The organism is Ruegeria sp. AD91A (assembly GCF_003443535.1).
Classification (GTDB): Bacteria; Pseudomonadota; Alphaproteobacteria; order Rhodobacterales; family Rhodobacteraceae; genus Ruegeria.
In genome coordinates this window covers 1,418,058-1,439,454 of the sequence record NZ_CP031946.1, presented here as the reverse complement: position 1 = coordinate 1,439,454, position 21,397 = coordinate 1,418,058, and the positions used below count along the sequence as shown (strand labels likewise).

The 21,397-nt window shown below is 58.0% G+C and carries 21 protein-coding genes; 13 read left to right on the top strand and 8 right to left on the bottom strand.

The features are described 5' to 3' along the window. Positions 1-102: 102 nt before the first annotated feature. Genes D1823_RS07210 through preA form a run of 3 tightly spaced genes read left to right on the top strand, consistent with a single transcriptional unit; the run spans position 103 to position 3,643 of the window. Positions 103-1,437 carry an NAD(P)-dependent oxidoreductase gene (locus tag D1823_RS07210; RefSeq protein WP_117869272.1) on the top strand — a complete coding sequence of 445 codons (1,335 nt, stop codon included), beginning with the start codon at positions 103-105 and terminating at the stop codon, positions 1,435-1,437. A gap of 46 nt (positions 1,438-1,483) precedes the next feature. Next, positions 1,484-2,320, top strand: coding sequence for a methyltransferase domain-containing protein (locus D1823_RS07205; protein ID WP_117869271.1), 837 nt, complete (start codon positions 1,484-1,486; stop codon positions 2,318-2,320). Positions 2,321-2,338: 18 nt separating this feature from the next. Beyond that, positions 2,339-3,643, top strand: a complete 1,305-nt coding sequence (gene preA / locus D1823_RS07200) for an NAD-dependent dihydropyrimidine dehydrogenase subunit PreA (protein ID WP_117869270.1) — start codon at positions 2,339-2,341, stop codon at positions 3,641-3,643. Positions 3,644-3,690: 47 nt separating this feature from the next. Here the strand turns inward: preA and D1823_RS07195 are convergent, their stop codons facing one another. Further along, positions 3,691-4,299, bottom strand: a complete 609-nt coding sequence (locus tag D1823_RS07195; RefSeq protein WP_117869269.1) for a TetR family transcriptional regulator C-terminal domain-containing protein — start codon at positions 4,297-4,299, stop codon at positions 3,691-3,693. 172 nt (positions 4,300-4,471) lie between these two features. On the opposite strand from D1823_RS07195, the gene D1823_RS07190 reads away from it, so the two are divergent. The 10 genes from D1823_RS07190 (at position 4,472) to D1823_RS07145 (ending at position 13,796) form a co-directional block, all read left to right on the top strand. Then, entirely contained in the window at positions 4,472-5,722 is a 1,251-nt protein-coding gene (locus D1823_RS07190) for a Zn-dependent hydrolase (protein WP_117869268.1), read from the top strand. A 92-nt stretch (positions 5,723-5,814) separates the two neighbouring features. After that, positions 5,815-7,269, top strand: coding sequence for a dihydropyrimidinase (hydA, locus tag D1823_RS07185; RefSeq protein ID WP_117869267.1), 1,455 nt, complete (start codon positions 5,815-5,817; stop codon positions 7,267-7,269). A gap of 55 nt (positions 7,270-7,324) precedes the next feature. Next, on the top strand, positions 7,325-8,122 hold the full coding sequence (locus D1823_RS07180) for an ABC transporter ATP-binding protein (protein ID WP_117869266.1): 798 nt from the start codon (positions 7,325-7,327) through the stop codon (positions 8,120-8,122). Beyond that, on the top strand, positions 8,112-8,555 hold the full coding sequence (locus D1823_RS07175) for a GNAT family N-acetyltransferase (RefSeq protein WP_162896779.1): 444 nt from the start codon (positions 8,112-8,114) through the stop codon (positions 8,553-8,555). Before D1823_RS07180 ends, D1823_RS07175 begins: the two co-directional genes overlap by 11 nt. Further along, on the top strand, positions 8,552-9,469 hold the full coding sequence (locus tag D1823_RS07170; protein ID WP_117869265.1) for an ABC transporter permease: 918 nt from the start codon (positions 8,552-8,554) through the stop codon (positions 9,467-9,469). Before D1823_RS07175 ends, D1823_RS07170 begins: the two co-directional genes overlap by 4 nt. Continuing rightward, positions 9,466-10,311 carry an ABC transporter permease gene (locus D1823_RS07165; RefSeq protein ID WP_117869264.1) on the top strand — a complete coding sequence of 282 codons (846 nt, stop codon included), beginning with the start codon at positions 9,466-9,468 and terminating at the stop codon, positions 10,309-10,311. The genes D1823_RS07170 and D1823_RS07165 overlap by 4 nt, the downstream gene beginning before the upstream one ends. A 59-nt stretch (positions 10,312-10,370) precedes the next feature. Beyond that, positions 10,371-11,360 (top strand): ABC transporter substrate-binding protein, encoded by a 990-nt coding sequence (locus tag D1823_RS07160; RefSeq protein WP_117869263.1) that lies wholly within the window; start codon positions 10,371-10,373, stop codon positions 11,358-11,360. Between the two features lie 157 nt (positions 11,361-11,517). Beyond that, positions 11,518-12,231 (top strand): ABC transporter permease, encoded by a 714-nt coding sequence (locus tag D1823_RS07155; RefSeq protein WP_117869262.1) that lies wholly within the window; start codon positions 11,518-11,520, stop codon positions 12,229-12,231. After that, entirely contained in the window at positions 12,224-12,958 is a 735-nt protein-coding gene (locus D1823_RS07150) for an ATP-binding cassette domain-containing protein (RefSeq protein ID WP_117869261.1), read from the top strand. Before D1823_RS07155 ends, D1823_RS07150 begins: the two co-directional genes overlap by 8 nt. Before the next feature lie 22 nt (positions 12,959-12,980). Beyond that, positions 12,981-13,796, top strand: coding sequence for a substrate-binding domain-containing protein (locus D1823_RS07145; protein ID WP_117869260.1), 816 nt, complete (start codon positions 12,981-12,983; stop codon positions 13,794-13,796). 48 nt (positions 13,797-13,844) lie between these two features. Here the strand turns inward: D1823_RS07145 and D1823_RS07140 are convergent, their stop codons facing one another. The 7 genes from D1823_RS07140 to D1823_RS07115 form a co-directional block, all read right to left on the bottom strand. Then, on the bottom strand, positions 13,845-14,717 hold the full coding sequence (locus D1823_RS07140) for a helix-turn-helix transcriptional regulator (protein ID WP_117869259.1): 873 nt from the start codon (positions 14,715-14,717) through the stop codon (positions 13,845-13,847). Continuing rightward, positions 14,718-14,843: a hypothetical protein gene (locus tag D1823_RS22225; protein WP_256369669.1), complete on the bottom strand. Its 126-nt coding sequence runs from the start codon at positions 14,841-14,843 to the stop codon at positions 14,718-14,720. Positions 14,844-14,856: 13 nt separating this feature from the next. After that, the gene (locus tag D1823_RS07135) at positions 14,857-16,119 is read right to left on the bottom strand and encodes a c-type cytochrome (protein WP_117869258.1); all 1,263 of its coding nucleotides are present in this window, start codon (positions 16,117-16,119) and stop codon (positions 14,857-14,859) included. Continuing rightward, positions 16,120-17,316, bottom strand: coding sequence for a formate dehydrogenase subunit gamma (locus D1823_RS07130; RefSeq protein WP_117869257.1), 1,197 nt, complete (start codon positions 17,314-17,316; stop codon positions 16,120-16,122). 27 nt (positions 17,317-17,343) lie between these two features. After that, positions 17,344-17,694 (bottom strand): putative quinol monooxygenase, encoded by a 351-nt coding sequence (locus D1823_RS07125; protein WP_117869256.1) that lies wholly within the window; start codon positions 17,692-17,694, stop codon positions 17,344-17,346. Between the two features lie 109 nt (positions 17,695-17,803). Continuing rightward, positions 17,804-18,397 (bottom strand): formate dehydrogenase FDH3 subunit beta, encoded by a 594-nt coding sequence (gene fdh3B / locus D1823_RS07120; protein ID WP_010439472.1) that lies wholly within the window; start codon positions 18,395-18,397, stop codon positions 17,804-17,806. Positions 18,398-18,409: 12 nt separating this feature from the next. After that, positions 18,410-21,304, bottom strand: coding sequence for a formate dehydrogenase subunit alpha (locus tag D1823_RS07115; RefSeq protein ID WP_117869255.1), 2,895 nt, complete (start codon positions 21,302-21,304; stop codon positions 18,410-18,412). Positions 21,305-21,397: the final 93 nt, after the last annotated feature.

The following is a 21,397-nucleotide window of genomic DNA, read 5'->3' as shown; positions in this document are numbered from 1 at the left end:
GGCTTGTCATTTTTTGATCATTTGACAAATTTTACCAATTGATAAAAAATTTATTTGTGGCAAGCTGAGAGCATAACAAACATATCTACAGGGAGTAGAGTGATGGCACAGGGCCAGATGGCACCCGGTATCGTAGCCGGGCGGCTTTCAAGCGATGAGCTGACCTCAAATTTCACCGATCTGCATCCGCCACTTGCGCAGCATGAGGCCGCAGTAGCCGCAGATCGCTGTTATTTTTGCTACGACGCACCATGCGTTACGGCCTGTCCAACGGATATCGATATCCCGTTGTTCATTCGCCAGATTCAAGCCGGTCAACCGCAATCAGCAGGGCGCACGATCCTGGAACAGAACATTCTGGGCGGAATGTGCGCTCGGGTCTGTCCAACCGAAACACTGTGCGAAGAGGCCTGTGTTCGCGAAGCCGCCGAAGGCAAACCGGTTGAAATCGGGCGCCTGCAACGTTTTGCCACCGATGAAATCATGGCCTCGGGTGTGCATCCGTTCGAACGTGCGCCTTCGACCGGTAAGACAGTTGCGGTTGTGGGGGCTGGGCCTGCGGGTCTGGCATGCGCCCACCGGCTGGCCATGCTGGGCCATGATGTGGTGATCCATGAAAGCAAGCCCAAACCCGGCGGCCTGAATGAATACGGTATTGCGGCCTACAAATCGACCAACGATTTTGCACAGGCCGAGGTGGACTGGCTGCTGAAAATCGGCGGGATTGCAATCGAGACCGGTTCGGTTTTGGGCGAAAGCATCTCATTGGATGGGCTGGTCGAAAACTACGACGCGGTGTTTCTGTCCATTGGTCTTGCTGGCGTCAACGCCCTGCGTGCAGGCGGTGTCGATAAAGACGGAGTACGGGCTGCGGTCGATTTCATCTCGGACGTGCGGCAGGCCAGTGACCTTGCCAATCTGCCCGTTGGGCGGAATGTGGTCGTTATCGGCGGAGGCATGACCGCGGTGGATGCTGCTGTGAAGTCCAAGCTTCTGGGCGCGGAACATGTGACCATTGCCTATCGTCGTGGCCGCGACGCTATGGGGGCCAGCCGGTACGAGCAGGATCTGGCAGCGTCGCACGGTGTTCGGATTTTGACAAATGTTCAGCCAGTGGCCGTACACGGCAATGGTGCAGCGGCCGAGATTGAGTTGGAATATACATCCAGCCAGAACGGTCAGCTCACTGGAACCGGAGAGATGATCCGCCTGCCAGCAGATCAAGTGCTCAAGGCTATTGGGCAGACGCTGGAAGGCACACCGGACGGGCTGACGCTGGACGGCAACAAGATAGCCGTCAGCGGGGCTGGCCGAACCTCCGTGGCCGGTACCTGGGCTGGTGGCGACTGCGCCTCGGGAGGGGAAGACCTGACCGTAACCGCTGTTGCTGAGGGCCGGGACGCAGCGATGGACATCCACGCGACGCTCTTTTCGTGATAGGGTGGGGTATTCACCCCATTCCTTTCGCTGCTGAGGTATTCCCATGTCCCAGATCGAACAAGCTGTTGCTCAACATTACACTACCGGTGCACTGACCGAACGCGTCCGCGCGGCACTGGAGGCCAGCGGCATCGACCCGGATGCGGCCACGGTCGCTGATCTGAAGGCTGGGGATGAGTTCCATACAGGCGGCGTTCTTGCAACCGACAACCTGTTTGCGCAGCTTTCGCCGACCCATGCGACACGTGTTCTGGATGTCGGATGCGGCATCGGAGGCACATCCCGGTACATAGTGGACAAATATGATTCAACGGTAACAGGGGTCGACCTGACACCAGAGTTCGTTGAAACCGCCGCCGCGCTCAGTGATCTGGTCGGTCATTCTGAAAAGGCCAGCTTTCACGTTGGCAGTGCACTGGACATGCCTGTGCCGGATGCGGGGTTCGACCTCGCCATCATGATGCATGTGGGCATGAATATCGAAGACAAGGCAGGTCTGTTCGCCGAAGTATCGCGCGCACTTGCCGCTGGAGGCACCTTTGCCCTGTTCGACGTCATGGGCGGAGAGGTGGATGAGCCGCTGGCTTTTCCGCTTCCCTGGTCCACTTTGCCAGAAACCTCCTTTGTTCACGCGCCGGATGTCTATAAGGACGCCGCAAAGAAGGCTGGTCTTGAATTGGTCACCGAAACAGACCGCACCGCGTTTGCGATCCAATTCTTCGAGGACGTGTTTGCCAAGATAGCCGAGACCGGGCCAGCACCGCTGGGTATCCACCTGATGATGGGCGAAACGGCGCCCGAAAAGTTCCAAAACTACGTCAAAAACCTCAAGGCCGGGCGCATTCGCCCGACCGAAATGATATTCAAAAAAACCGGCTGAGCCGGGAAGGGAGAAGCCATGGCCGATCTGACGACAAACTTTCTGGGCATTTCCAGCCCCAACCCGTACTGGCTGGCCTCTGCGCCGCCGACGGACAAGGAATACAACGTTCGCCGCGCGTTCGAAGCGGGATGGGGCGGCGTTGTCTGGAAAACTCTTGGGTCCGAGGGACCTCCGGTCGTGAACGTGAATGGCCCGCGTTATGGCGCAATTTATGGCGCTGATCGCAGATTGCTGGGCCTTAACAATATTGAACTGATCACTGATCGTCCGCTTGAGGTAAACCTTGAGGAAATGGCGCGGGTCAAATCAGATTACCCGGACCGTGCTCTGATCGCGTCAATCATGGTGCCATGCGAGGAAGAGGCGTGGAAGGCGATACTGCCGCGTGTGGCTGAGACTGGTGCCGACGGGATCGAGCTGAACTTCGGCTGTCCGCATGGGATGAGCGAACGCGGTATGGGCTCGGCCGTTGGGCAGGTTCCTGAATATATCGAGATGGTCACACGCTGGTGCAAGAAATACTATGACCGCCCGGTCATCGTGAAGCTTACGCCAAACATAACTGACATCCGTAAACCGGCTGCGGCCGCCAGAAATGGCGGCGCGGATGCGGTGTCGCTGATCAACACAATCAATTCGATCACCAGCGTCAATCTGGACACGTTCAGCCCTGAACCTTCGATTGACGGCAGGGGTAGTCACGGTGGGTATTGCGGCCCGGCAGTAAAGCCGATTGCCCTGTCGATGGTGTCCGAGATCGCGCGGGCCGAGGCGACGCGAGGCCTGCCCATTTCCGGCATCGGCGGCGTCACCACATGGCGCGATGCGGCCGAGTTCATCTCGTTGGGCTGTGGCAACGTTCAGGTGTGTACAGCCGCGATGACCTATGGCTTCAAGATCATCGACGAACTGACGGCGGGTCTGTCGGAATGGATGGACGAAAAGGGATATTCAAGCGTCGACGAGGTGATCGGGCGCGCGGTGCCCAATGTCACCGACTGGCAGTATCTGAACCTCAACTTCATCGCCAAAGCCAAGATCGATCAGGATCAGTGCATCAAGTGTGGCCGGTGTTACGCGGCCTGTGAAGACACCAGCCATCAGGCGATTTCCATGTCCGAGGACCGCGTCTTCGAGGTGATGGATGACGAATGCGTCGCCTGTAACCTCTGCGTCGATGTTTGCCCGATCGAAGGCTGCATCGATATGGTGCCGATGGCAGCGGGCGAGGTTGATCCCCGAACCGGAAAAGAAGTCCAGCCAACTTATGCGAACTGGACGACGCATCCGAACAACCCAATGGCCAAAGCGGCCGAATGAGGGGATTGCGACAGATCGTCAAGGGGCCGTTTTTGCGGCCCCTTTTTTCAGGGGCTCAGAAGCTTTCGGTACAACGTATCAACAAAGGTTTCTGCGCCCTCGAACGGATCTTCGTTGCCCAGAATTGCACGAACCTGAACATCGAAATCAGCATAGTGCTGTGTCAAGGCCCAGATCGAAAACATCAGGTGGTAGGGATGCACTCGTGCGATTTTTCCCTGATCCATCCAGCCGGTAAGGATCGTGGTCTTTTCGTCGACCAGTGCCTTGAGATCATTGGACAAAGCATCATGAATGCGCGGCGCGCCCTGCACAAGCTCGTTGGCGAAAAGGCGGCTTTCGCGTGGTAACTCCTGACTCATCTGCAACTTGCGCCGAATGTATGCCAGGATTTCTTCCATTGGATCGCCGTTTGCGTCCAGGTCGTGCAGCGGGGCCAGCCAGGTCTCTAACAACCCGGAAAGCAGCTCTGTATGGATCGCCTCTTTTGAAGGGAAATAATACAGCAGGTTCGGTTTGCTCAGACCCGCTTCGGCCGCAATCTGATCAACGGTTGCTCCGCGAAACCCGTGAGCAGAAAACACATTCAAGGCAGCCTCTAGAATCGCAGCACGGTTCTTTTTCTGAATGCGAGTCGGTGCGCGGTCTTTTGGCATGTTTTCAACGTGTCTCTTTTTTCGTCGAACAGGTGCGGAATACACTGAAAATTTCAGCCGTGCCGCGCAAATTCTTGACTGATACCGAACCCGTGATAGCGTGAGTTTGACCATATGGTCAAATCAAGACACCAAAAGCGAGCTAAATCGCAAGCAAACAGGGAAGATGAACATGGCAGCTCCGGCGCAGAATCTCAGGATCAATGGCGACAGGTTGTGGGACAGCCTGATGGAGTTGGCCAAGATCGGCCCGGGTGTCGCCGGTGGCAACAATCGCCAGACCCTGACGGATGAAGACGCGGAAGGCCGCGCCCTGTTCCAGAAGTGGTGCGAGGAAGCGGGCTGTACCATGGGGCTCGATCAGATGGGCAACATGTTCGCCCTCCGCGAAGGCACCGACCCGGACGCGTTGCCGGTTTACGTGGGATCGCATCTGGATACGCAGCCTACAGGCGGTAAATACGATGGTGTGCTGGGTGTCTTGGGTGGGCTGGAACTGATCCGGACGCTGAACGACCTGGGGATCAAGACAAAACATCCGATCGTCGCCACCAACTGGACAAACGAAGAAGGCACGCGTTACGCACCGGCTATGCTATCCTCGGGCGTGTTTGCAGGGATGCACACGCAGGATTGGGCATATAACCGCGAAGACGCTGAGGGCAAAAAGTTCGGGGATGAGTTGAACCGTATCGGCTGGCGAGGCGATGAAGAGGTGGGCGCCCGCAAGATGCATGCGTTCTTTGAGTTGCATATCGAACAGGGGCCGATCCTTGAAGCCGAAGGCAACGATATCGGCGTCGTCACCCACGGTCAGGGGCTGAGTTGGACGCAGATCACGGTAACGGGCAAGGATGCTCATACCGGATCGACACCGATGCCGATGCGCAAGAATGCCGGGTTGGCCATGGCGCGGATCCTGGAAAAAGTCGACGAGATCGCCTGGTCTCATGCTCCGCATGCGGTGGGTGCGGCGGGGCATATTGATGTCTATCCGAACTCACGCAATGTGATCCCGGGCAAGGTGGTGTTTACGGTCGATTTCCGCTCGCCCGAGCTGGAGGTGATCACCGACATGGAAAACCGCCTGCGGATGGCTGCCGAGGATATCGTTGACGAGATGGGCCTTCAGATCGAATTCGAGAAAGTCGGTGGGTTCGATCCGGTGAAATTTGACGAAGCTTGCGTGTCTGCCGTGCGAAACGCAGCCGAACGGCTGGGCTATTCGCACACCGATATCATTTCGGGTGCGGGGCATGACGCCTGTTGGATCAACAGGGTTGCTCCGACCGCGATGGTCATGTGCCCCTGTGTTGATGGGCTGAGCCATAACGAGGCCGAGGAAATCAGCAAGGAATGGGCGGCAGCCGGGGCGGATGTTCTGCTGCACGCCGTGGTCGAGACTGCCAAAATCGTGGAATAGGGGGCGCTGCCCCCGTCGCCCCGAGGGCGACTCCCCCGGGATATTTTTGGCCAGATGAAGCAAGCGGCGTAGACCGCATCAGGGAGTTCAAAATGAGTACTGTTATCAAAAACGGAACCGTTGTCACTGCGGACCTGACTTACAAGGCGGACGTATTGGTCGACGGTGGCGTGATCACCGAAATCGGTATGAACCTGACGGGGGATAAGGAGCTGGACGCAACCGGCTGTTTTGTGATGCCGGGCGGGATTGATCCCCATACCCATCTCGAAATGCCGTTCATGGGCACTTATTCCAGCGATGACTTTGAAAGCGGGACGCGGGCGGCCTTGGCCGGCGGTACGACGATGGTTGTCGATTTTGCTCTTCCCAACCCTGGTGAAAGCCTGCTGGATGCACTGAAACGTTGGGACAACAAGTCGACACGGGCGAATTGTGACTATTCGTTCCACATGGCGGTGACCTGGTGGGGAGAACAGGTGTTCGACGACATCAAAACCGTGATCGAGACGCGCGGTATCAACACCTTCAAACATTTCATGGCCTACAAGGGTGCGCTGATGGTGAATGATGATGAGCTGTTCGCCTCGTTCAAGCGTCTTGCGGAGCTTGGCGGTACTGCCCTGGTTCATGCCGAGAACGGGGATGTGGTGGCAGAACTGAGTGCCAAGCTGCTTGCCGAAGGGAACACCGGCCCCGAAGCACATGCGTATTCGCGCCCGCCGCAGGTGGAAGGTGAAGCCACCAACCGGGCGATCATGATTGCGGACATGGCGGGTGTGCCGCTTTACGTTGTACACACCTCGTGTGAAGAGGCGCATGAAGCTATCCGCCGGGCGAAAATGCAGGGTAAGCGAGTGTGGGGAGAGCCCCTGATCCAGCACCTGACATTGGACGAAAGTGAATACTTCAATCAGGATTGGGACCACGCGGCGCGACGGGTCATGAGCCCTCCGTTCCGGAACAAACAGCATCAGGACAGTCTGTGGAACGGCCTGCAATCCGGAACGTTGAGCGTGGTTGCAACCGATCATTGCGCCTTCACAACCGAACAGAAACGCTTTGGCGTTGGGGATTTCACCAAGATCCCGAACGGCACCGGCGGGCTGGAAGATCGGATGCCGATGCTGTGGACGCATGGGGTCAACACAGGGCGCCTGACGCCGAATGAATTCGTAGCTGTTACTTCAACAAACATTGCCAAGATTTTGAATTGCTATCCTAAAAAGGGCGCAGTTCTGGTAGGTGCAGATGCTGATCTTGTCGTTTGGGATCCTGAGAAATCCAAAACGATCAGTGCCGGTTCCCAGCAATCCTCGATTGACTACAACGTGTTTGAGGGCAAGGAGGTCAAAGGTCTGCCACGCTTTACCCTGACTCGGGGACAGGTGGCGGTGCATGACGGTGAAATCCGCACGCAGGAAGGTCATGGGGACTTTGTCGCGCGCGAGGCGAACACTACCGTCAACAAGGCGCTGAGCACCTGGAAAGAACTGACGGCCCCAAGGCCTGTCGAGCGGACGGGAATTCCGGCGACCGGTGTTTGATCAGTTAGGGCGGCCTTGCAGGCGGCCCTGGCACCACTCTTCTCAAGGCAATAAAATGAACACTGAAAGCACGACCCGGCCCGTCATCGAGGCAAGGCAGCTAGACCTGACATTCCAGACCAACGATGGGCCAGTACACGCCCTCAAGGACGTGAACCTGACAATTGAAAAGGGCGATTTCGTCAGTTTCATCGGTCCGTCCGGTTGTGGCAAAACCACCTTTCTGCGCTGCATCGCAGCCCTTGAGATACCTACGGGCGGGACGCTGACCGTCAATGGCATGACCCCCGATGAGGCGCGTCGAAACCGGGCGTACGGGTATGTCTTTCAGGCTGCGGGCCTTTATCCCTGGCGCACAATTGCCAAGAACATAAAACTGCCTCTTGAGATAATGGGATTCACCGCTGTCGAACAGGATGAGCAGGTGAAGAGGGTACTGGAACTTGTTGATCTGGAAGGGTTTGGCGGCAAGTTTCCCTGGCAGTTGTCGGGCGGGATGCAGCAGAGGGCCAGTATCGCGCGTGCCCTTGCCTTCGATGCGGATATCCTGCTGATGGACGAGCCGTTCGGGGCGCTGGATGAGATCGTGCGGGACCACCTGAACGAGCAGCTTCTTGAGCTCTGGGCGCGGACGGAAAAGACGATCGGATTCGTGACACACTCCATTCCCGAGGCGGTTTACCTGAGCACAAAGATCGTGGTGATGAGCCCGCGGCCTGGGCGGATTGCTGATGTGATTGACAGCCCGTTGCCCAAGGAGCGGCCGCTGGATATTCGTGACACTCCGGAGTTCATTGAGGTCGCGCATCGCGTCCGGGAAGGTTTGCGGGGTGGGCATTCCAATGACGACTAAGCTGAATGCGGATAGGATCCGGCGCGCGGCTCCAGGTGATGTGCCAGCCTGCGCCAGGGTTGTTCATGACTGGGTCACGCAAACAGACTGGATGCCCGATGAACTGCCGGTAGAAGAGCTGGCGAAACTGATCAGCGACGCATTCGACGACCGTGAAATGTGGGTCGCCGGTGATCCGGTCGATTGCTACATGTCAGTGGACCCGGCACAGAACAAAATCGGTGCGCTGTATTGCGGCCGGAGGGGACAGGGTATCGGCAAGCGCTTTGTCGACAAAGCAAAAGAGGGCCGCGATTTTCTCTGTCTGACGACGCACCGGCCCAATACATCGGCGCAACGCTTTTATCGCCGCGAAGGGTTCGAAGTGACGGCCGAAGAGCCCCCCGTGCCGCCGGATACCGTGCCTGTCTATAGGATGGAGTGGCGTGCATGAAGCAGGTCATTGCCGTATTCACCGTCGTCGCCGCAATTGTTCTGTTCTGGTACGTGGCCTGCATTCCGATGAACATAAAGGGCGTGTTGACCGAACAGGAACGTGCGGGGGCCGTGGTGCAGCCGCCATCCGCCAAGGACCGGCGTGACATGTCCGAGGTTGGTCTTGTTTTGAACAACGCCTTCGCCATCCCGGCCACGTGGGAACAGGACAGGCCTCGACTGCCGGCCCCGCATCAGGTCGCCATCGAGATGTGGGAGACGACGGTCCAGAAAAAGATCACCTCGAAACGGTCGCTGATCTATCACGGCTGGGTCACGCTGAGTGCTACGATGCTGGGATTTGCGATTGGCACCGGGCTGGGCATTCTGCTCGCAGTCGGGATCGTGCATAGCCGCGTGATGGATTTGTCGGTCATGCCCTGGGCGATTGTGAGTCAGACTATTCCGATCATCGCGCTTGCGCCGATGATCATTGTTGTTCTGTACTCCATTGGTATTCAAGGGATCATTCCCAAGGCGATCATATCGGCCTATCTGAGTTTCTTCCCGGTTGTTGTTGGCATGGTCAAAGGATTGCGCAGTCCTGATGCGATGCAACTGGACTTGTTGCGGACGTATAACGCAAGCCGGTCTCAGGGTTTCTGGAAGCTGCAATTGCCTGCGTCGATGCCGTATCTGTTCACGTCGCTCAAGATTGGGATCGCTGCATCGCTGGTCGGTGCCATTGTTGGTGAGCTTCCGACAGGCGCCGTCGCAGGTCTGGGCGCGCGGTTGCTTGCCGGCAGCTATTACGGGCAAACGGTACAGATCTGGTCGGCCCTGTTTGCTGCAGCCATTCTGGCGGCGTGCCTGGTCGGGCTGCTGGGGCTGATTGAACGGGCCGTACTGAAACGGATGGGGATGGCGCAATGATGCTGGTTTTCTGTGCTATCCTGCTTTGGCTTTTTGGCTGGTGGTTGAACAGTCGGTTGGCCAGTGGGCCTTACGCCGATACCCGAATGGTGCGGTATCTGGCCCCCTTGATCTTTGGGCTGACTGTCATCGGGATCTGGGAACTTTTGGTGCGCGGCCTTGAGGTTCCACTGGTCATCCTGCCAGCGCCATCGGTGATTGCGGTGCGGTTTGCGGACAGCCTTCCGATCCTGTGGGCTGACTTTGTGCAGACCATCATCAAGGGCGCGTTAAGCGGCTATGTAATCGGGTGCTTTGCGGCCTTTCTGATGGCGATTGCGGTGGATCGCTGGGATTTCCTGCGTCTGGGCCTGTTGCCGGTCGGCAATTTCGTGGCTGCCCTGCCGATTGTCGGGACCGCCCCCATTCTGGTGATGTGGTTCGGGTTTGACTGGCATTCCAAAGCGGCGGTAGTGGTTGTGATGGTGTTCTTTCCGATGCTCGTGAACACCGTGGCCGGGCTGCGTGAGGCCACCTCGATGCAGCGCGACCTGATGGAGACTTATGCCGCAACCTATTGGCAGAGCTTTTTGAAGTTGCGACTGCCTGCGGCGATGCCCTTCATTTTCAACGGGCTGAAGATTTCCACCACTTTGGCGCTGATCGGCGCTATCGTGGCTGAGTTCTTCGGTTCACCGACACTTGGTATGGGGTTCCGGATATCTACCAGCGTCGGGCAACTGTCATTAGACATGGTCTGGGCCGAAATCGTTGTTGCGGCACTCGCAGGTACAGCTTTTTATGGTCTGGTGGCGGGGATCGAAAAAGTGGTGACCTTCTGGCACCCGTCACAGCGCGGATAAAACAAGGAAATCAACAGACCCCGAAATTGGGGCACAACAAGCAACTAGGAGAATTGAAGATGAACAAGCTACTCAGCGGGGCGGTTGCCGCCTTTGGTCTGGCAGCCAGTGCGGCGCTGGCTGCGGACGAAGTGACATTGCAACTGAAATGGGTCACGCAAGCACAATTCGCGGGCTACTACGTTGCCAAGGACAAGGGCTTTTACGAAGAAGAGGGGTTGGACGTCACCATTCTTCCCGGCGGACCTGACATCGCTCCGACGCAAGTGATTGCAGGCGGTGGCGCTGATGTCACCGTCGAATGGATGCCCGCCGCGCTTGCTGCTCGTGAAAAAGGGCTGCCGCTGGTGAACATCGCTCAACCGTTCAAAAGCTCTGGCATGATGCTGACCTGCTGGAAAGACGCCGGGATCTCGTCGCCCGAGGACCTCAAGAACCGCACGCTGGGTGTCTGGTTCTTTGGCAACGAGTTTCCGTTCATGAGCTGGATGAGCCAGTTGGGCATCAGCACTGATGGCAAAGGCGAAAACGGCGTGGAAGTTCTGAAGCAGGGCTTTAACGTGGACCCGTTGCTTCAGCGTCAGGCGGATTGCATCAGCACCATGACCTACAATGAATACTGGCAGGTCATTGATGCCGGTGTCGGCCCGGATGAACTGGTGACCTTCAAGTACGAAGACCAGGGCGTGGCGACGCTGGAAGATGGTCTTTACGTTCTGGAAGAGAACCTGAGCGATGCGGCCTTCACTGGCAAGATGGAGCGGTTCGTTCGCGCGTCGATGAAGGGTTGGAAATATGCGGAGGAGAATCCTGACGAAGCGGCGGAAATCGTTTTGGAAAACGATGCAACCGGTGCCCAGACGGAAGAACACCAAAAGCGTATGATGGGTGAGATCGCCAAGTTGACCGCAGGGTCGAACGGAGCGCTGGACCCGGCTGATTTCGACCGCACTGTCAACACTCTGCTGGCAGGCGGGTCCGATCCGGTTATCACCAAAAAGCCCGAAGGGGCTTGGACGCATCAGATCACCGAAGCTGCGCTGAATTAACTTCTGCCCTCTATTCACGAATTGAGACGCGGTCCCAATCGGGGCCGCGTTTTTCATTTAGAATGCCGGATATGTGTCTGTACTCAAACCAAAAACAGAGTAGTATTTGCTTGTAAAAGAGCGCATTTCGTACGGAATGCAGAAAAAGTGGAAAAAAATGCAGGGATTTGCATCAGAATTCAGTTCTGCGATCGCTCTGATCTTTGAGGGAGACTCAGAGCTTTGGGCGATTGTGCTGTTGTCCCTTAAAGTATCCGTGTTTGCGGTTTTGATTTCTGCCCTGATTGGCATGCCTGTCGGTGCTTCTTTGGCTGTGGCCCGGTTTCCGGGACGGCGGATGCTGATCGTTCTGATGAACGCCTTGATGGGGTTCCCACCCGTGGTTGTGGGGTTGCTGGTCTATCTGATGCTGTCCCGTTCTGGCCCGCTGGGTGTGCTCGAGCTTTTGTATACCCCGACGGCCATGATCATCGCTCAGGTCGTGTTGGTCACTCCTATTGTTGCCGCGCTGACCCGACAGGTGGTTGAAATGCTGGCCGAGGAGTACTCTGAACAGTTGCGATCACTGGGCGTGTCACGGCTTGCATCGGTACCTGTGCTGCTGTGGGATGCACGGCTGGCATTGGTCACGGCCTTGCTTGCGGGGTTTGGGCGCGCCATTGCCGAGGTGGGCGCGGTGATCATTGTGGGCGGCAACATCAACCATGTTACGCGCGTGATGACCACAACCATCGCGCTGGAAACCTCGAAGGGAAATCTGGCGCTGGCACTGGCCTTGGGGGCAATCCTGATCGGGATAGCGGTGGCCGTGAACGCGATGGTGAGCGCGGTCAGCCTGCGGGCCGAACAGGAGGGGGTGCGCCATGCGTGACCTGCTATGCGACATGGTGAATTGCCTGAAGGTCGAGAACCTGCAAATCCGCAGTAGTGGCAAGGCGTTGTTGGACGTCTCGTCATTGGTATTGGATGGGCCGGGGCCAACCTTGATCCTTGGCCCCAACGGTGCAGGCAAAAGCCTGTTGCTGCGCTGTCTGCACGGGCTGATCACTCCGGATCGGGGGCAGGTCGTCCAGGATGGAAAACCGCTTGGCGCGGCACAAAAAGCCCGCCAGGCCATGGTGTTTCAGAAACCGGTTCTGCTGCGTCGATCAGTTGCGGCAAACCTTGACTTCGTTCTAAAGCGTCAAGGCATGGGGCGAACGGCACGAAAGGCCCGCATCGCCGAATTGCTGACCGAAGGCGGGCTGGACGGCAAGGCCAGACAACCCGCGCGATCATTGTCCGGAGGGGAGGCGCAGCGGTTGGCGATTCTACGGGCGCTGGCATTGAGCCCCGAGACTTTGTTTCTGGACGAGCCCACCAGCGCACTGGATCCAAGCGCGACCCAGATGATTGAACGAATGATATTACGGGCTTCGGCTCGGGCTGTGCGGATCGTGATGGTGACGCATGATATCGGTCAGGCACGCCGTTTGGCCTCGGACGTGGTCATGATGCAGGGCGGACATGTCGTGGAACACGGTGCGGCAAAACAGGTTTTGGATTCTCCCGAAAGCGATGCGTCGCGCCGCTATTTGGCGGGCGGATTGGTTACCTGAAAAAGAGAAAGAGGAGAGTGTGATGTTCCGGAAACCAATTCGGGCAGCGGTGATAGCTTTGGGCCTGTTGACCAGCGCGGTTTCAGCAGAAGAACCATTTATTGTGGTGCAGTCGACAACGTCAACGCAGAACTCGGGACTGTTGGATTACATCCTGCCGTGGTTCGAAGCCGAATCAGGTATCGATGTCCGTGTTGTGGCAGTGGGCACCGGTCAGGCCATTCGCAACGCCATCAACGGGGACGGGGATGTTCTTTTGGTTCACTCCAAACCGGCCGAGGAGAAGTTCGTTGCTGACAGTTGGGGCGTGGAGCGGAAGGATCTGATGTATAATGATTTCGTTCTGATAGGCCCCAAGTCTGACCCTGCTGGAATTCGCGGCGGCACCGATGTGTTGGGCGCGCTCTCAAGAATCGCCGAGGCGGAAGTTCCGTTTGCATCTCGTGGTGACGACAGCGGAACGCACAAGGCCGAGCTGGGCCATTGGTCCGCGGCCGGGCTGGACCCTGCCGAGGCTTCAGGTGCTTGGTATCGCGAGACCGGATCTGGTATGGGGGCGACGCTGAACGTGGCCAGTGGAATGGATGCCTATACGCTGACGGATCGGGCCACGTGGTTGTCTTTTGGAAACCGGGGAAACCTTGGCGTTCTGGTCGAGGGGGATCCGCGCCTGTTCAATCAATACGGTGTGATCCTCGTGAATCCTGAAAAACACCCGCATGTGCGGGCAGCTGCCGGTCAACGCTTTATCGACTGGCTGACGGGGCCGGACGGGCAGGAGGCGATCGCGTCGTTCAGGCTGGACGGGCAGCAGGTGTTCTTTCCGAACGCCCAATAGCTGGCCTGCGGCAGAAGTACCATGACAAGGAACAAGGTGGGTGATGGTTCACCCGCTGGCACCGTTGTGGTGTATCGTGCCCAGGCCTGACAGGTCGTAGCCACCGAATTCACGGGCCCTTTGCGCAAATTGATCCGAACGCAGCAGCGTTATCAGTTTTTGCATTGGCGGATCAAAATATGACCTGCGCCAAATCGCCAAATCCAGCCTCTCGGAATGGGTGGGGACGAAACCCAGGTTGTAAAGCCCTGCCAAAGCACCCAACCCAAAGCCAACCTCGGCCTTTTGGTCGTGAAGGGCGATGGCCAGTTCCTCTTCGGTGCGTGCGCAGCCGGGGATTACGTCCAGATCGTCTCGGCACATGCCATGTGCTTCAAGCTGTGTTTCGAACAGGCGTTGGCTGGCTGCACTGTCCTGACGCATGATTAGGCGGCGCGACTTGAGATCTTCGAATGTTCTGATATCCGATACGCCCGGGGCAAGAAGCAGCCCGCGCTTGCGCCGGGCGACTTCGTACAGGATCACCGGTGCTTCGCCAAGGGCGCCCCGAAGAGAGTCTTTGTTGAACCCTCCATCTTCGTGGATGTGCAACACCGCAGCCTGTGCGTTGCGTTCACTCAGCCTTGTCAGCCCGTCAAAAGAACCGTCGTAATAGGTGGCAAGCCCCGAACCGCTTTCGCGCAGCGCCCAGTCCAACAGGGGATCGTGGCTGCCGGCAACAATCTGGGGCAGGGGCGGTTCGGCAACCTGTGGACCGGATCGCGAAGCGTTGAGCCAGGCAAGAACCTCGGCGCGCGGGAACAGCAGTTTGCCCATGGCGCGCACGCAGGGCACCTCGCCTGACGAGGCGAGATCATAGGCTTTGCGCTCGCCAATGCGCAGCAGATCGGCCAGTTCGCGGGTGGTCAGGTATTGCGACATTCAGTCGAGGCGCACGGCAGAGCCGGACGTGGCGTCGGCGGCGCTGAATCCGATCTGCTCCAGCACAAAAGGCGCTGCTACTGCAATGACGACCATTGCGGCGACTGCGGCAAGAAAGGCTTTCATGGTCTCCTCCAGTTCAGTTCCGGGCACCCGTTGCGCGGCGCAGAAAAGCAATAAGATCCTGACGATCCTGAGCTGCCGTAATTCGCTGCATCGGCATCTTAGACCCCGGAATGTAATGGTCAGGCCCTTCGTCGAAAAGAGCATTTATTGTTTCGTCATTCCAAATGATGTCAGAGCCTTGCAGCGTGTCCGAGTATAAATATCCGGGCGACGTACCGGCCCGTCTGCCGAAAACCCCGTGTAAGGTAGGACCTGCGCGGCGTTCGCTGTCGGGTGTCAGGCTGTGGCAGATTGAACATTTGCGCGCGAACTGACGCTCACCATTGTCCATCTCGTCAGGGTTTTTGAGGAAACTCGGCTCTGCTGCCGCCATTTGTTGCTGGTCGGAAAAGGTGGTTACGGGCCAACTGTACATGGCCTCGTCTATTCCGCCCGCATGGATGTTTTCACCATCGACGGAAAAGGCCAGGGCCCAGACTGGCCCTCGCAACGTCGCGCGAAAATCCCGCGTGATACGCCATTCGGCGGTATCGATGACCATGATATAACCTTCGCCGTCACCCACGGCGAGAAGCCTGCGATCCGGGCTGAGTGCCAAGGCAAGGATGGGCCGGCGATCCAGCGTAAAATCACGTTCTTCACCCGTGGAAAGGTCCAGTATTCGGGTCACGCCATCAACAGCACCGTAAGCGATCCAGTTGTCTGGTTCATTCAGGACCAGTTCGTTGATGCCGAACCCGTGTTCGATGAGACGGGTGATCTCTTGTCCACTCATCACGTCCCAGATGCGCAGCGATCCATCCATACCTGCCGAATAAAGCTGTGTGCCGTCAGAAGAAAACACCACGGCGTTCACACCGCTTCCGGTTGGCCCAAGAGTAGTGGGGCCGGTTCCGTTTACGGGCCACACCCCGATTGTTCCGTCCCAACTGGCGGTCGCAACGTGTGTCTTGGACGCTGCCAGACCAACGATCTTGCCCTGATGGCGCCCAATCACGTCACCACCGGGCCACTTGCGCAGAGTGAAGTCATCTCCGGCGGAATAGATGGCAGTACCATTGAAGGCAACGGCGTTCACGGCAGCTTCATGACCCTCCAGCCATTCGGGGTTCTGATCAGCCCATAGCCCGACGGAATTGTCGAAACTGGCAGTTGCGATACGCCCGTCCGGGGCTGTGGCGATTCCCATGATTGGGCCGCCGTGCCCTTTGAGTGTGAAGAATTCGGCCAAGGCGGGCAGCGGGATCAGCGCCAGGGCCAGAACCAGCCCCCGCATCTATTCAGCGGGTGAGGCGGCGGCCTTGCCTGCCTCTTTTTCCTGAACTTCCTCCAGCCACAGCGAGTGGTGTTCGCGCGCCCATTGTTCTTCGACCTCGCCGGTGCCCATGGCGTCAAAGGCGCCCTCCATTCCGACAGAGCCGAGATAGATATGCGCCACGATGATCGCAATGAACACATAAGCCACCATCACATGCCAGACTTGGGCGTATTGCATCTCTTCCTGCGGCGACATCTGCACCGGCAGGTTCAGGCCCATCATTTGCGGAATACCGGTCGAATTGGCGATCTGGAAGGTTTTTGCAAACAAGGGCATCTCGAACGGGAACAACAGCGACAGACCCGACAGGCTGATCGATGCGCCCAGCAGGATGCACGCCCAGAAGATGATCTTTTGGCCCGCGTTGAACTTCTTTGCCGGCGGGTGGCTGTTCTTGGTGAACAATCCGCCGCCTGCGGCCAGCCATTTCAGATCCACGCGGTTGGGGATGTTATGGGCGATCCAGTTTACCGTGACGATGATCAGGCCAAGCATGAAGGCCCAGGCCAGATTGTTGTGCAGCCACTTGCAACCTTGCGCAATGGTGGCAAACCCTTCCTTCCCGAACAGCGGGATCAGGAAGTCACGCCCGTAAAGCGTCAGCAGGCCAGTTGCACCAAGGATCAGGAACGACCCCGCAAAAAGCCAATGACCAAACCGTTCAAACCCGTTGAAACGCGTGACCGTACGGCCGGTTTTTTCACCGTCGATGCGTATTTTGCCACGGATCAGGAAAAACAGCAGGATGATACCCAGCATCCCGGCAACGATATAGGTGCCGTATTCGCGTAGTGGCCCGGTGCGGAAGTTCAGCCACCACATGCCGCCATCCTGAATCAACACGCTCGCCGCAGGGCCATGCGACGACACCGTCACATCAGCCGAGCCGTAGCGCAATGCGCGGTATACGTCGCTGTCCGAGGCCACGCCGCGCGTGCCAAGCTGGCCCAGCAACCCCTCTGCATTGCCCTGACCGGTATTCTCAGAGCGATAGCTGTTGTCGACATTCTCACCACGTTGCCGGGCAAGAATATCTTCCAGGGTTGTCGCTCCGCCGGTCGAGGTGCGCTCATCCGCCGTGGGTTCAGAGGTCTCTTGCGCCCATGCGGCTCCGGTTAGAAAAATCGAAACGAGCAGGTACTGAATCAGGCGCATAGGGGTATCCTCCTGTGCATTTTCATATCAGCGGTCAAATCCACCGATTTGCTGGTGAAAAACGGCGCCGACTGGCGTGAGTGCTTCGCGAAGATCATCCTTGGCCGGACCATAAACGTCCAATCCCACTGGCGTCAGAAGGGCCAGAAAACGTTCAGCAAAATGCGCACCGAAATTCTGCATATGTATCATGGCATCTTCGGAACTGGCGTAGCGTTCGAAGATATGGACGGCCGAACCGGTCATGTGCCATTCATAGCTTCTGGCGCCGGTCTCCTGCTGCGTGGCCGCGACCATCTCTGCCATAAGCGCTTCGAACTCACCCTTTTTATCCAGATCTAGGTCAAGTTTCAGCAGCCAGTAAACATCATTGGTCATGTGCGCCTCTAAAATAGATTGTTGTGCCATTGCAGGAAACGGATCCCTGCTCGAAGCATCCGGAAAGCCTCCCGCACGTGGCGGGAGGCCATTTTTCTAAGGCCGGGTTTTACCCGTCTTTCTGGTCGTAGGCAGTACCCCAGCCCCAGGCGCCCGAGCCGAAACCGCGCGCCACGACGCGTTCACGGTAAACTGCGGACACCACGTCGCCGTCACCAGCGAGCAGGGCCTTGGTGGAGCACATCTCGGCGCAGATGGGCAGTTTGCCCTCGGCGATCCGGTTGCGACCATATTTGGCGAACTCTGCGGTCGAATGCGTTTCCTCGGGGCCGCCGGCACAGAAGGTACATTTGTCCATCTTGCCACGCGATCCGAAGTTACCAGCCTGCGGGTATTGCGGCGCGCCGAATGGGCACGCGTAGAAGCAATAGCCGCAGCCAATGCACAGGTCCTTCGAGTGCAGGACGACCCCTTCTTCGTTCTGATAGAAGCAGTCGACAGGGCAAACCGCCATGCAGGGCGCGTCGGAACAATGCATGCAGGCCACCGAAATCGAGCGTTCGCCCGGATTGCCGTCATTGATCGTCACCACCCTGCGGCGGTTGATGCCCCAGGGCACCTCGTGCTCGTTCTTACACGCAGTTACGCAGGCGTTGCACTCGATGCAGCGTTCAGCGTCGCAGAGAAACTTTGCTCTAGCCATTTATCGTCCTCCTTACGCTGCCGAGATCTTGCAGAGAGTCGCTTTGGTCTCCTGCATCTGGGTCACTGAATCATAGCCATAGGTCTGGGCGGTGTTGGAACTTTCACCCAGCACATAAGGATCAGCGCCTGCGGGGTATTTGTCCCGCAAATCCTGACCCTGGAAATGGCCGCCGAAGTGGAATGGCATAAACGCCACGCCGGCACCGACCCTGTTGGTCAGCATCGCCATCACCTTGACCTTGCCGCCTTCGGGACCTTCCACCCAAACCTGCGCCCCGTCCCGAATACCAAGGTTGTTGGCATCGCGGGGGTTGATCTCGACGAACATGTCCTGTTGCAGTTCGGCCAGCCACGGGTTCGACCGGGTTTCTTCGCCGCCGCCTTCATATTCGACCAGACGACCTGACGTGAGGATTATCGGATAATCCTTTGAAAAGTCGTTCTTTTGAATTGAGGCATACAAGGTCGGCAGACGATAGGCCTGACGGTCCTCGTAGGTCGGATAGTCCTCCACCAGATCGCGCCGGTTCGTATAGAGCGGTTCGCGATGCAGCGGGATCGGATCCGGGAAGGTCCAGACAACCGCGCGGGCTTTGGCGTTCCCGAAGGGCGCACAGCCATGGGCGATTGCAACCCGCTGGATACCGCCGGACAGGTCGGTTTTCCAGTTGGTCTCTGGTCCTGCCACGGCATCAATCGCCGCGCGTTCCTCAGCCGTCAGATCGCCATCCCAGCCAAGGTCCATCAGCATCTGCATCGTGAATTCAGGGTATCCATCCTGAATTTCAGATCCGACGCTATAGACCCCTTCGGCCAGCAGGTTGTCACCATCGCGTTCCACACCGAAGCGGGCGCGGAAGGTCAGGCCGCCTTCGGCCACCGGTTTGGACATGTCATAGAGGTTTGGTGTCCCCGTATGACCCATCTCGGCGGTTCCCCAGCAGGGCCAGGGCAAACCGTAATACTCGCCGTCGTTTGGTCCACCAATGGCTTGCAGCGTGGTTCTGTCGAACGTGTGCTGGTTGGCCATATGGCTTTTCAGGCGTTCCGGCGACTGACCGGTATATCCGATGGTCCAGAGGCCCGAGTTGAACTCACGCGTGATGCTTTCAACATTCGGGGTTTCCGGGTCTTCCATCTCGATATTGCGGAAGAGCCGATCCGCCCAGCCGAACTTGTTGGCGAACTTGGCCATGATGACCTCGTCCGGCAGGCTTTCGAACAGCGGATCTACCACCTTGTCACGCCATTGCAGCGAACGGTTCGAAGCCGTGACCGAGCCACGCGTTTCAAACTGTGTGCAGGCCGGCAGCAGGTAAACACCATCGGTGCGGTCGTGCAGAACGGCCGAAACGGTGGGGTACGGGTCGATCACGACCAGCATGTCCAGCTTTTCCATTGCCGTCTTCATTTCCGGGCCCCGCGTTTGCGAGTTCGGCGCATGACCCCACAGAACCATGGCGCGGACGTTGTTGTCCTGATCCATGTTCGCCGGATCTTCCAGAACACCGTCGATCCAGCGGGAGACCGGAATGCCACGCTCATTTTGCAGCGACTTATCCTTGCCTTCCTTGTCCTTGATCGACGCGAACTGACCCGCCAGCCAATCAGGCTCTTCACCCCAGACACGTGCCCAGTGGCCCCATGCTCCCTTTGATAGGCCATAATAACCGGGCAGGGTGTGGGACAGAACACCTAGGTCCGTTGCGCCCTGAACGTTGTCATGGCCACGGAAGATATTGGTGCCACCACCAGAGGTGCCCATGTTGCCGAGCGCAAGCTGCAGCACGCAATAGGCGCGAGTGTTGTTGTTGCCGTTGGTGTGCTGTGTACCGCCCATACACCAGACGACCGTACCGGGACGGTTGTTCGCCATCGTGCGAGCAACACGTTTCAGCTGTGATCCCGGCGTGCCGGTGACACGTTCCACCTCATCCGGGTTCCACTTGGCAACTTCCTCGCGGATCTGATCCATGCCCCAGACGCGGGTGCGGATGAACTCTTTGTCTTCCCAACCGTTGTCGAAGATGTGCCACAGGATACCCCAGACCAGCGCAACATCTGTGCCGGGACGGAAACGGACATATTCATCCGCATGGGCCGCGGTTCGTGTAAAGCGCGGGTCGCAGACGATCAGCGGTGCGTTGTTCTGCTCTTTTGCGCGCAGAATATGCAGCAGCGAGACGGGGTGCGCCTCGGCCGGATTGCCGCCGATGATGAAGATCGCCTTGCTGTTGTGCATGTCGTTGTACGAATTGGTCATGGCGCCGTAGCCCCATGTATTCGCAACGCCAGCAACAGTGGTCGAGTGGCAGATACGGGCCTGATGGTCCACGTTGTTCGTGCCCCAATAGGCCGCGAACTTGCGGAACAGATAGGCCTGTTCGTTGTTATGTTTCGCGGAACCCAACCAGTATACGCTGTCTGGCCCGGATTCTTCGCGGATACTCATCATGCCGTCGCCGATCTCGTTGATCGCCTCTTCCCAGCTGATGCGCTTCCACTCTCCGCCTTCCTTTTTCATCGGATATTTCAGGCGGCGTTCGCCATGGGCGTGCTCGCGAACCGATGCCCCTTTGGCGCAGTGTGCACCCAGGTTGAACGGGCTGTCCCAACCGGGTTCCTGCCCGATCCAGACACCGTTCTGCACTTCGGCAACGACCGTACAGCCGACCGAGCAGTGGGTGCATACGGATTTGATGTTTTCAACGGCGGTGTTCGCCGCTGTCTGGGCACTGGCCGGCGTCACGGTTCCACCCGTGGCGCTGATCGCGGCAAGGCCGCCGATCGTCAGGCCCGAGCCACGCAGGAATGCGCGGCGATCGACGGTTTTCTCGCCGACCTGGGACAGGATACTTGTCCGCTGGGGGCGTCTCGCAACCCCGTTGGTCTTTTTCCTAAGCATTTGTTTCCTCCCTTGCGCGCCGTGTGTGCCACGGCTGGCTTGGTACTGCTGAAGCCGACGTCGGGGCCAATCGCAACCGTCAGTCGGGTGTGA

Bases quoted from the DNA above. Each gene is read 5' to 3' on its own strand.
- D1823_RS07180 (WP_117869266.1), top strand. From the start codon at position 7,325: ATGAACACTGAAAGCACGACCCGGCCCGTCATCGAGGCAAGGCAGCTA.
- D1823_RS07125 (WP_117869256.1), bottom strand. From the start codon at position 17,694: ATGACCAATGATGTTTACTGGCTGCTGAAACTTGACCTAGATCTGGAT.
- D1823_RS07170 (WP_117869265.1), top strand. From the start codon at position 8,552: ATGAAGCAGGTCATTGCCGTATTCACCGTCGTCGCCGCAATTGTTCTG.
- D1823_RS07165 (WP_117869264.1), top strand. From the start codon at position 9,466: ATGATGCTGGTTTTCTGTGCTATCCTGCTTTGGCTTTTTGGCTGGTGG.
- D1823_RS07140 (WP_117869259.1), bottom strand. From the start codon at position 14,717: ATGTCGCAATACCTGACCACCCGCGAACTGGCCGATCTGCTGCGCATT.
- D1823_RS07195 (WP_117869269.1), bottom strand. From the start codon at position 4,299: ATGCCAAAAGACCGCGCACCGACTCGCATTCAGAAAAAGAACCGTGCT.
- D1823_RS07150 (WP_117869261.1), top strand. From the start codon at position 12,224: ATGCGTGACCTGCTATGCGACATGGTGAATTGCCTGAAGGTCGAGAAC.
- D1823_RS07115 (WP_117869255.1), bottom strand. From the start codon at position 21,304: ATGCTTAGGAAAAAGACCAACGGGGTTGCGAGACGCCCCCAGCGGACA.
- D1823_RS07205 (WP_117869271.1), top strand. From the start codon at position 1,484: ATGTCCCAGATCGAACAAGCTGTTGCTCAACATTACACTACCGGTGCA.
- preA (WP_117869270.1), top strand. From the start codon at position 2,339: ATGGCCGATCTGACGACAAACTTTCTGGGCATTTCCAGCCCCAACCCG.
- D1823_RS07145 (WP_117869260.1), top strand. From the start codon at position 12,981: ATGTTCCGGAAACCAATTCGGGCAGCGGTGATAGCTTTGGGCCTGTTG.
- D1823_RS22225 (WP_256369669.1), bottom strand. From the start codon at position 14,843: ATGAAAGCCTTTCTTGCCGCAGTCGCCGCAATGGTCGTCATTGCAGTA.
- D1823_RS07135 (WP_117869258.1), bottom strand. From the start codon at position 16,119: ATGCGGGGGCTGGTTCTGGCCCTGGCGCTGATCCCGCTGCCCGCCTTG.
- fdh3B (WP_010439472.1), bottom strand. From the start codon at position 18,397: ATGGCTAGAGCAAAGTTTCTCTGCGACGCTGAACGCTGCATCGAGTGC.
- D1823_RS07190 (WP_117869268.1), top strand. From the start codon at position 4,472: ATGGCAGCTCCGGCGCAGAATCTCAGGATCAATGGCGACAGGTTGTGG.
- D1823_RS07160 (WP_117869263.1), top strand. From the start codon at position 10,371: ATGAACAAGCTACTCAGCGGGGCGGTTGCCGCCTTTGGTCTGGCAGCC.
- D1823_RS07210 (WP_117869272.1), top strand. From the start codon at position 103: ATGGCACAGGGCCAGATGGCACCCGGTATCGTAGCCGGGCGGCTTTCA.
- D1823_RS07175 (WP_162896779.1), top strand. From the start codon at position 8,112: ATGACGACTAAGCTGAATGCGGATAGGATCCGGCGCGCGGCTCCAGGT.
- D1823_RS07130 (WP_117869257.1), bottom strand. From the start codon at position 17,316: ATGCGCCTGATTCAGTACCTGCTCGTTTCGATTTTTCTAACCGGAGCC.
- D1823_RS07155 (WP_117869262.1), top strand. From the start codon at position 11,518: ATGCAGGGATTTGCATCAGAATTCAGTTCTGCGATCGCTCTGATCTTT.
- hydA (WP_117869267.1), top strand. From the start codon at position 5,815: ATGAGTACTGTTATCAAAAACGGAACCGTTGTCACTGCGGACCTGACT.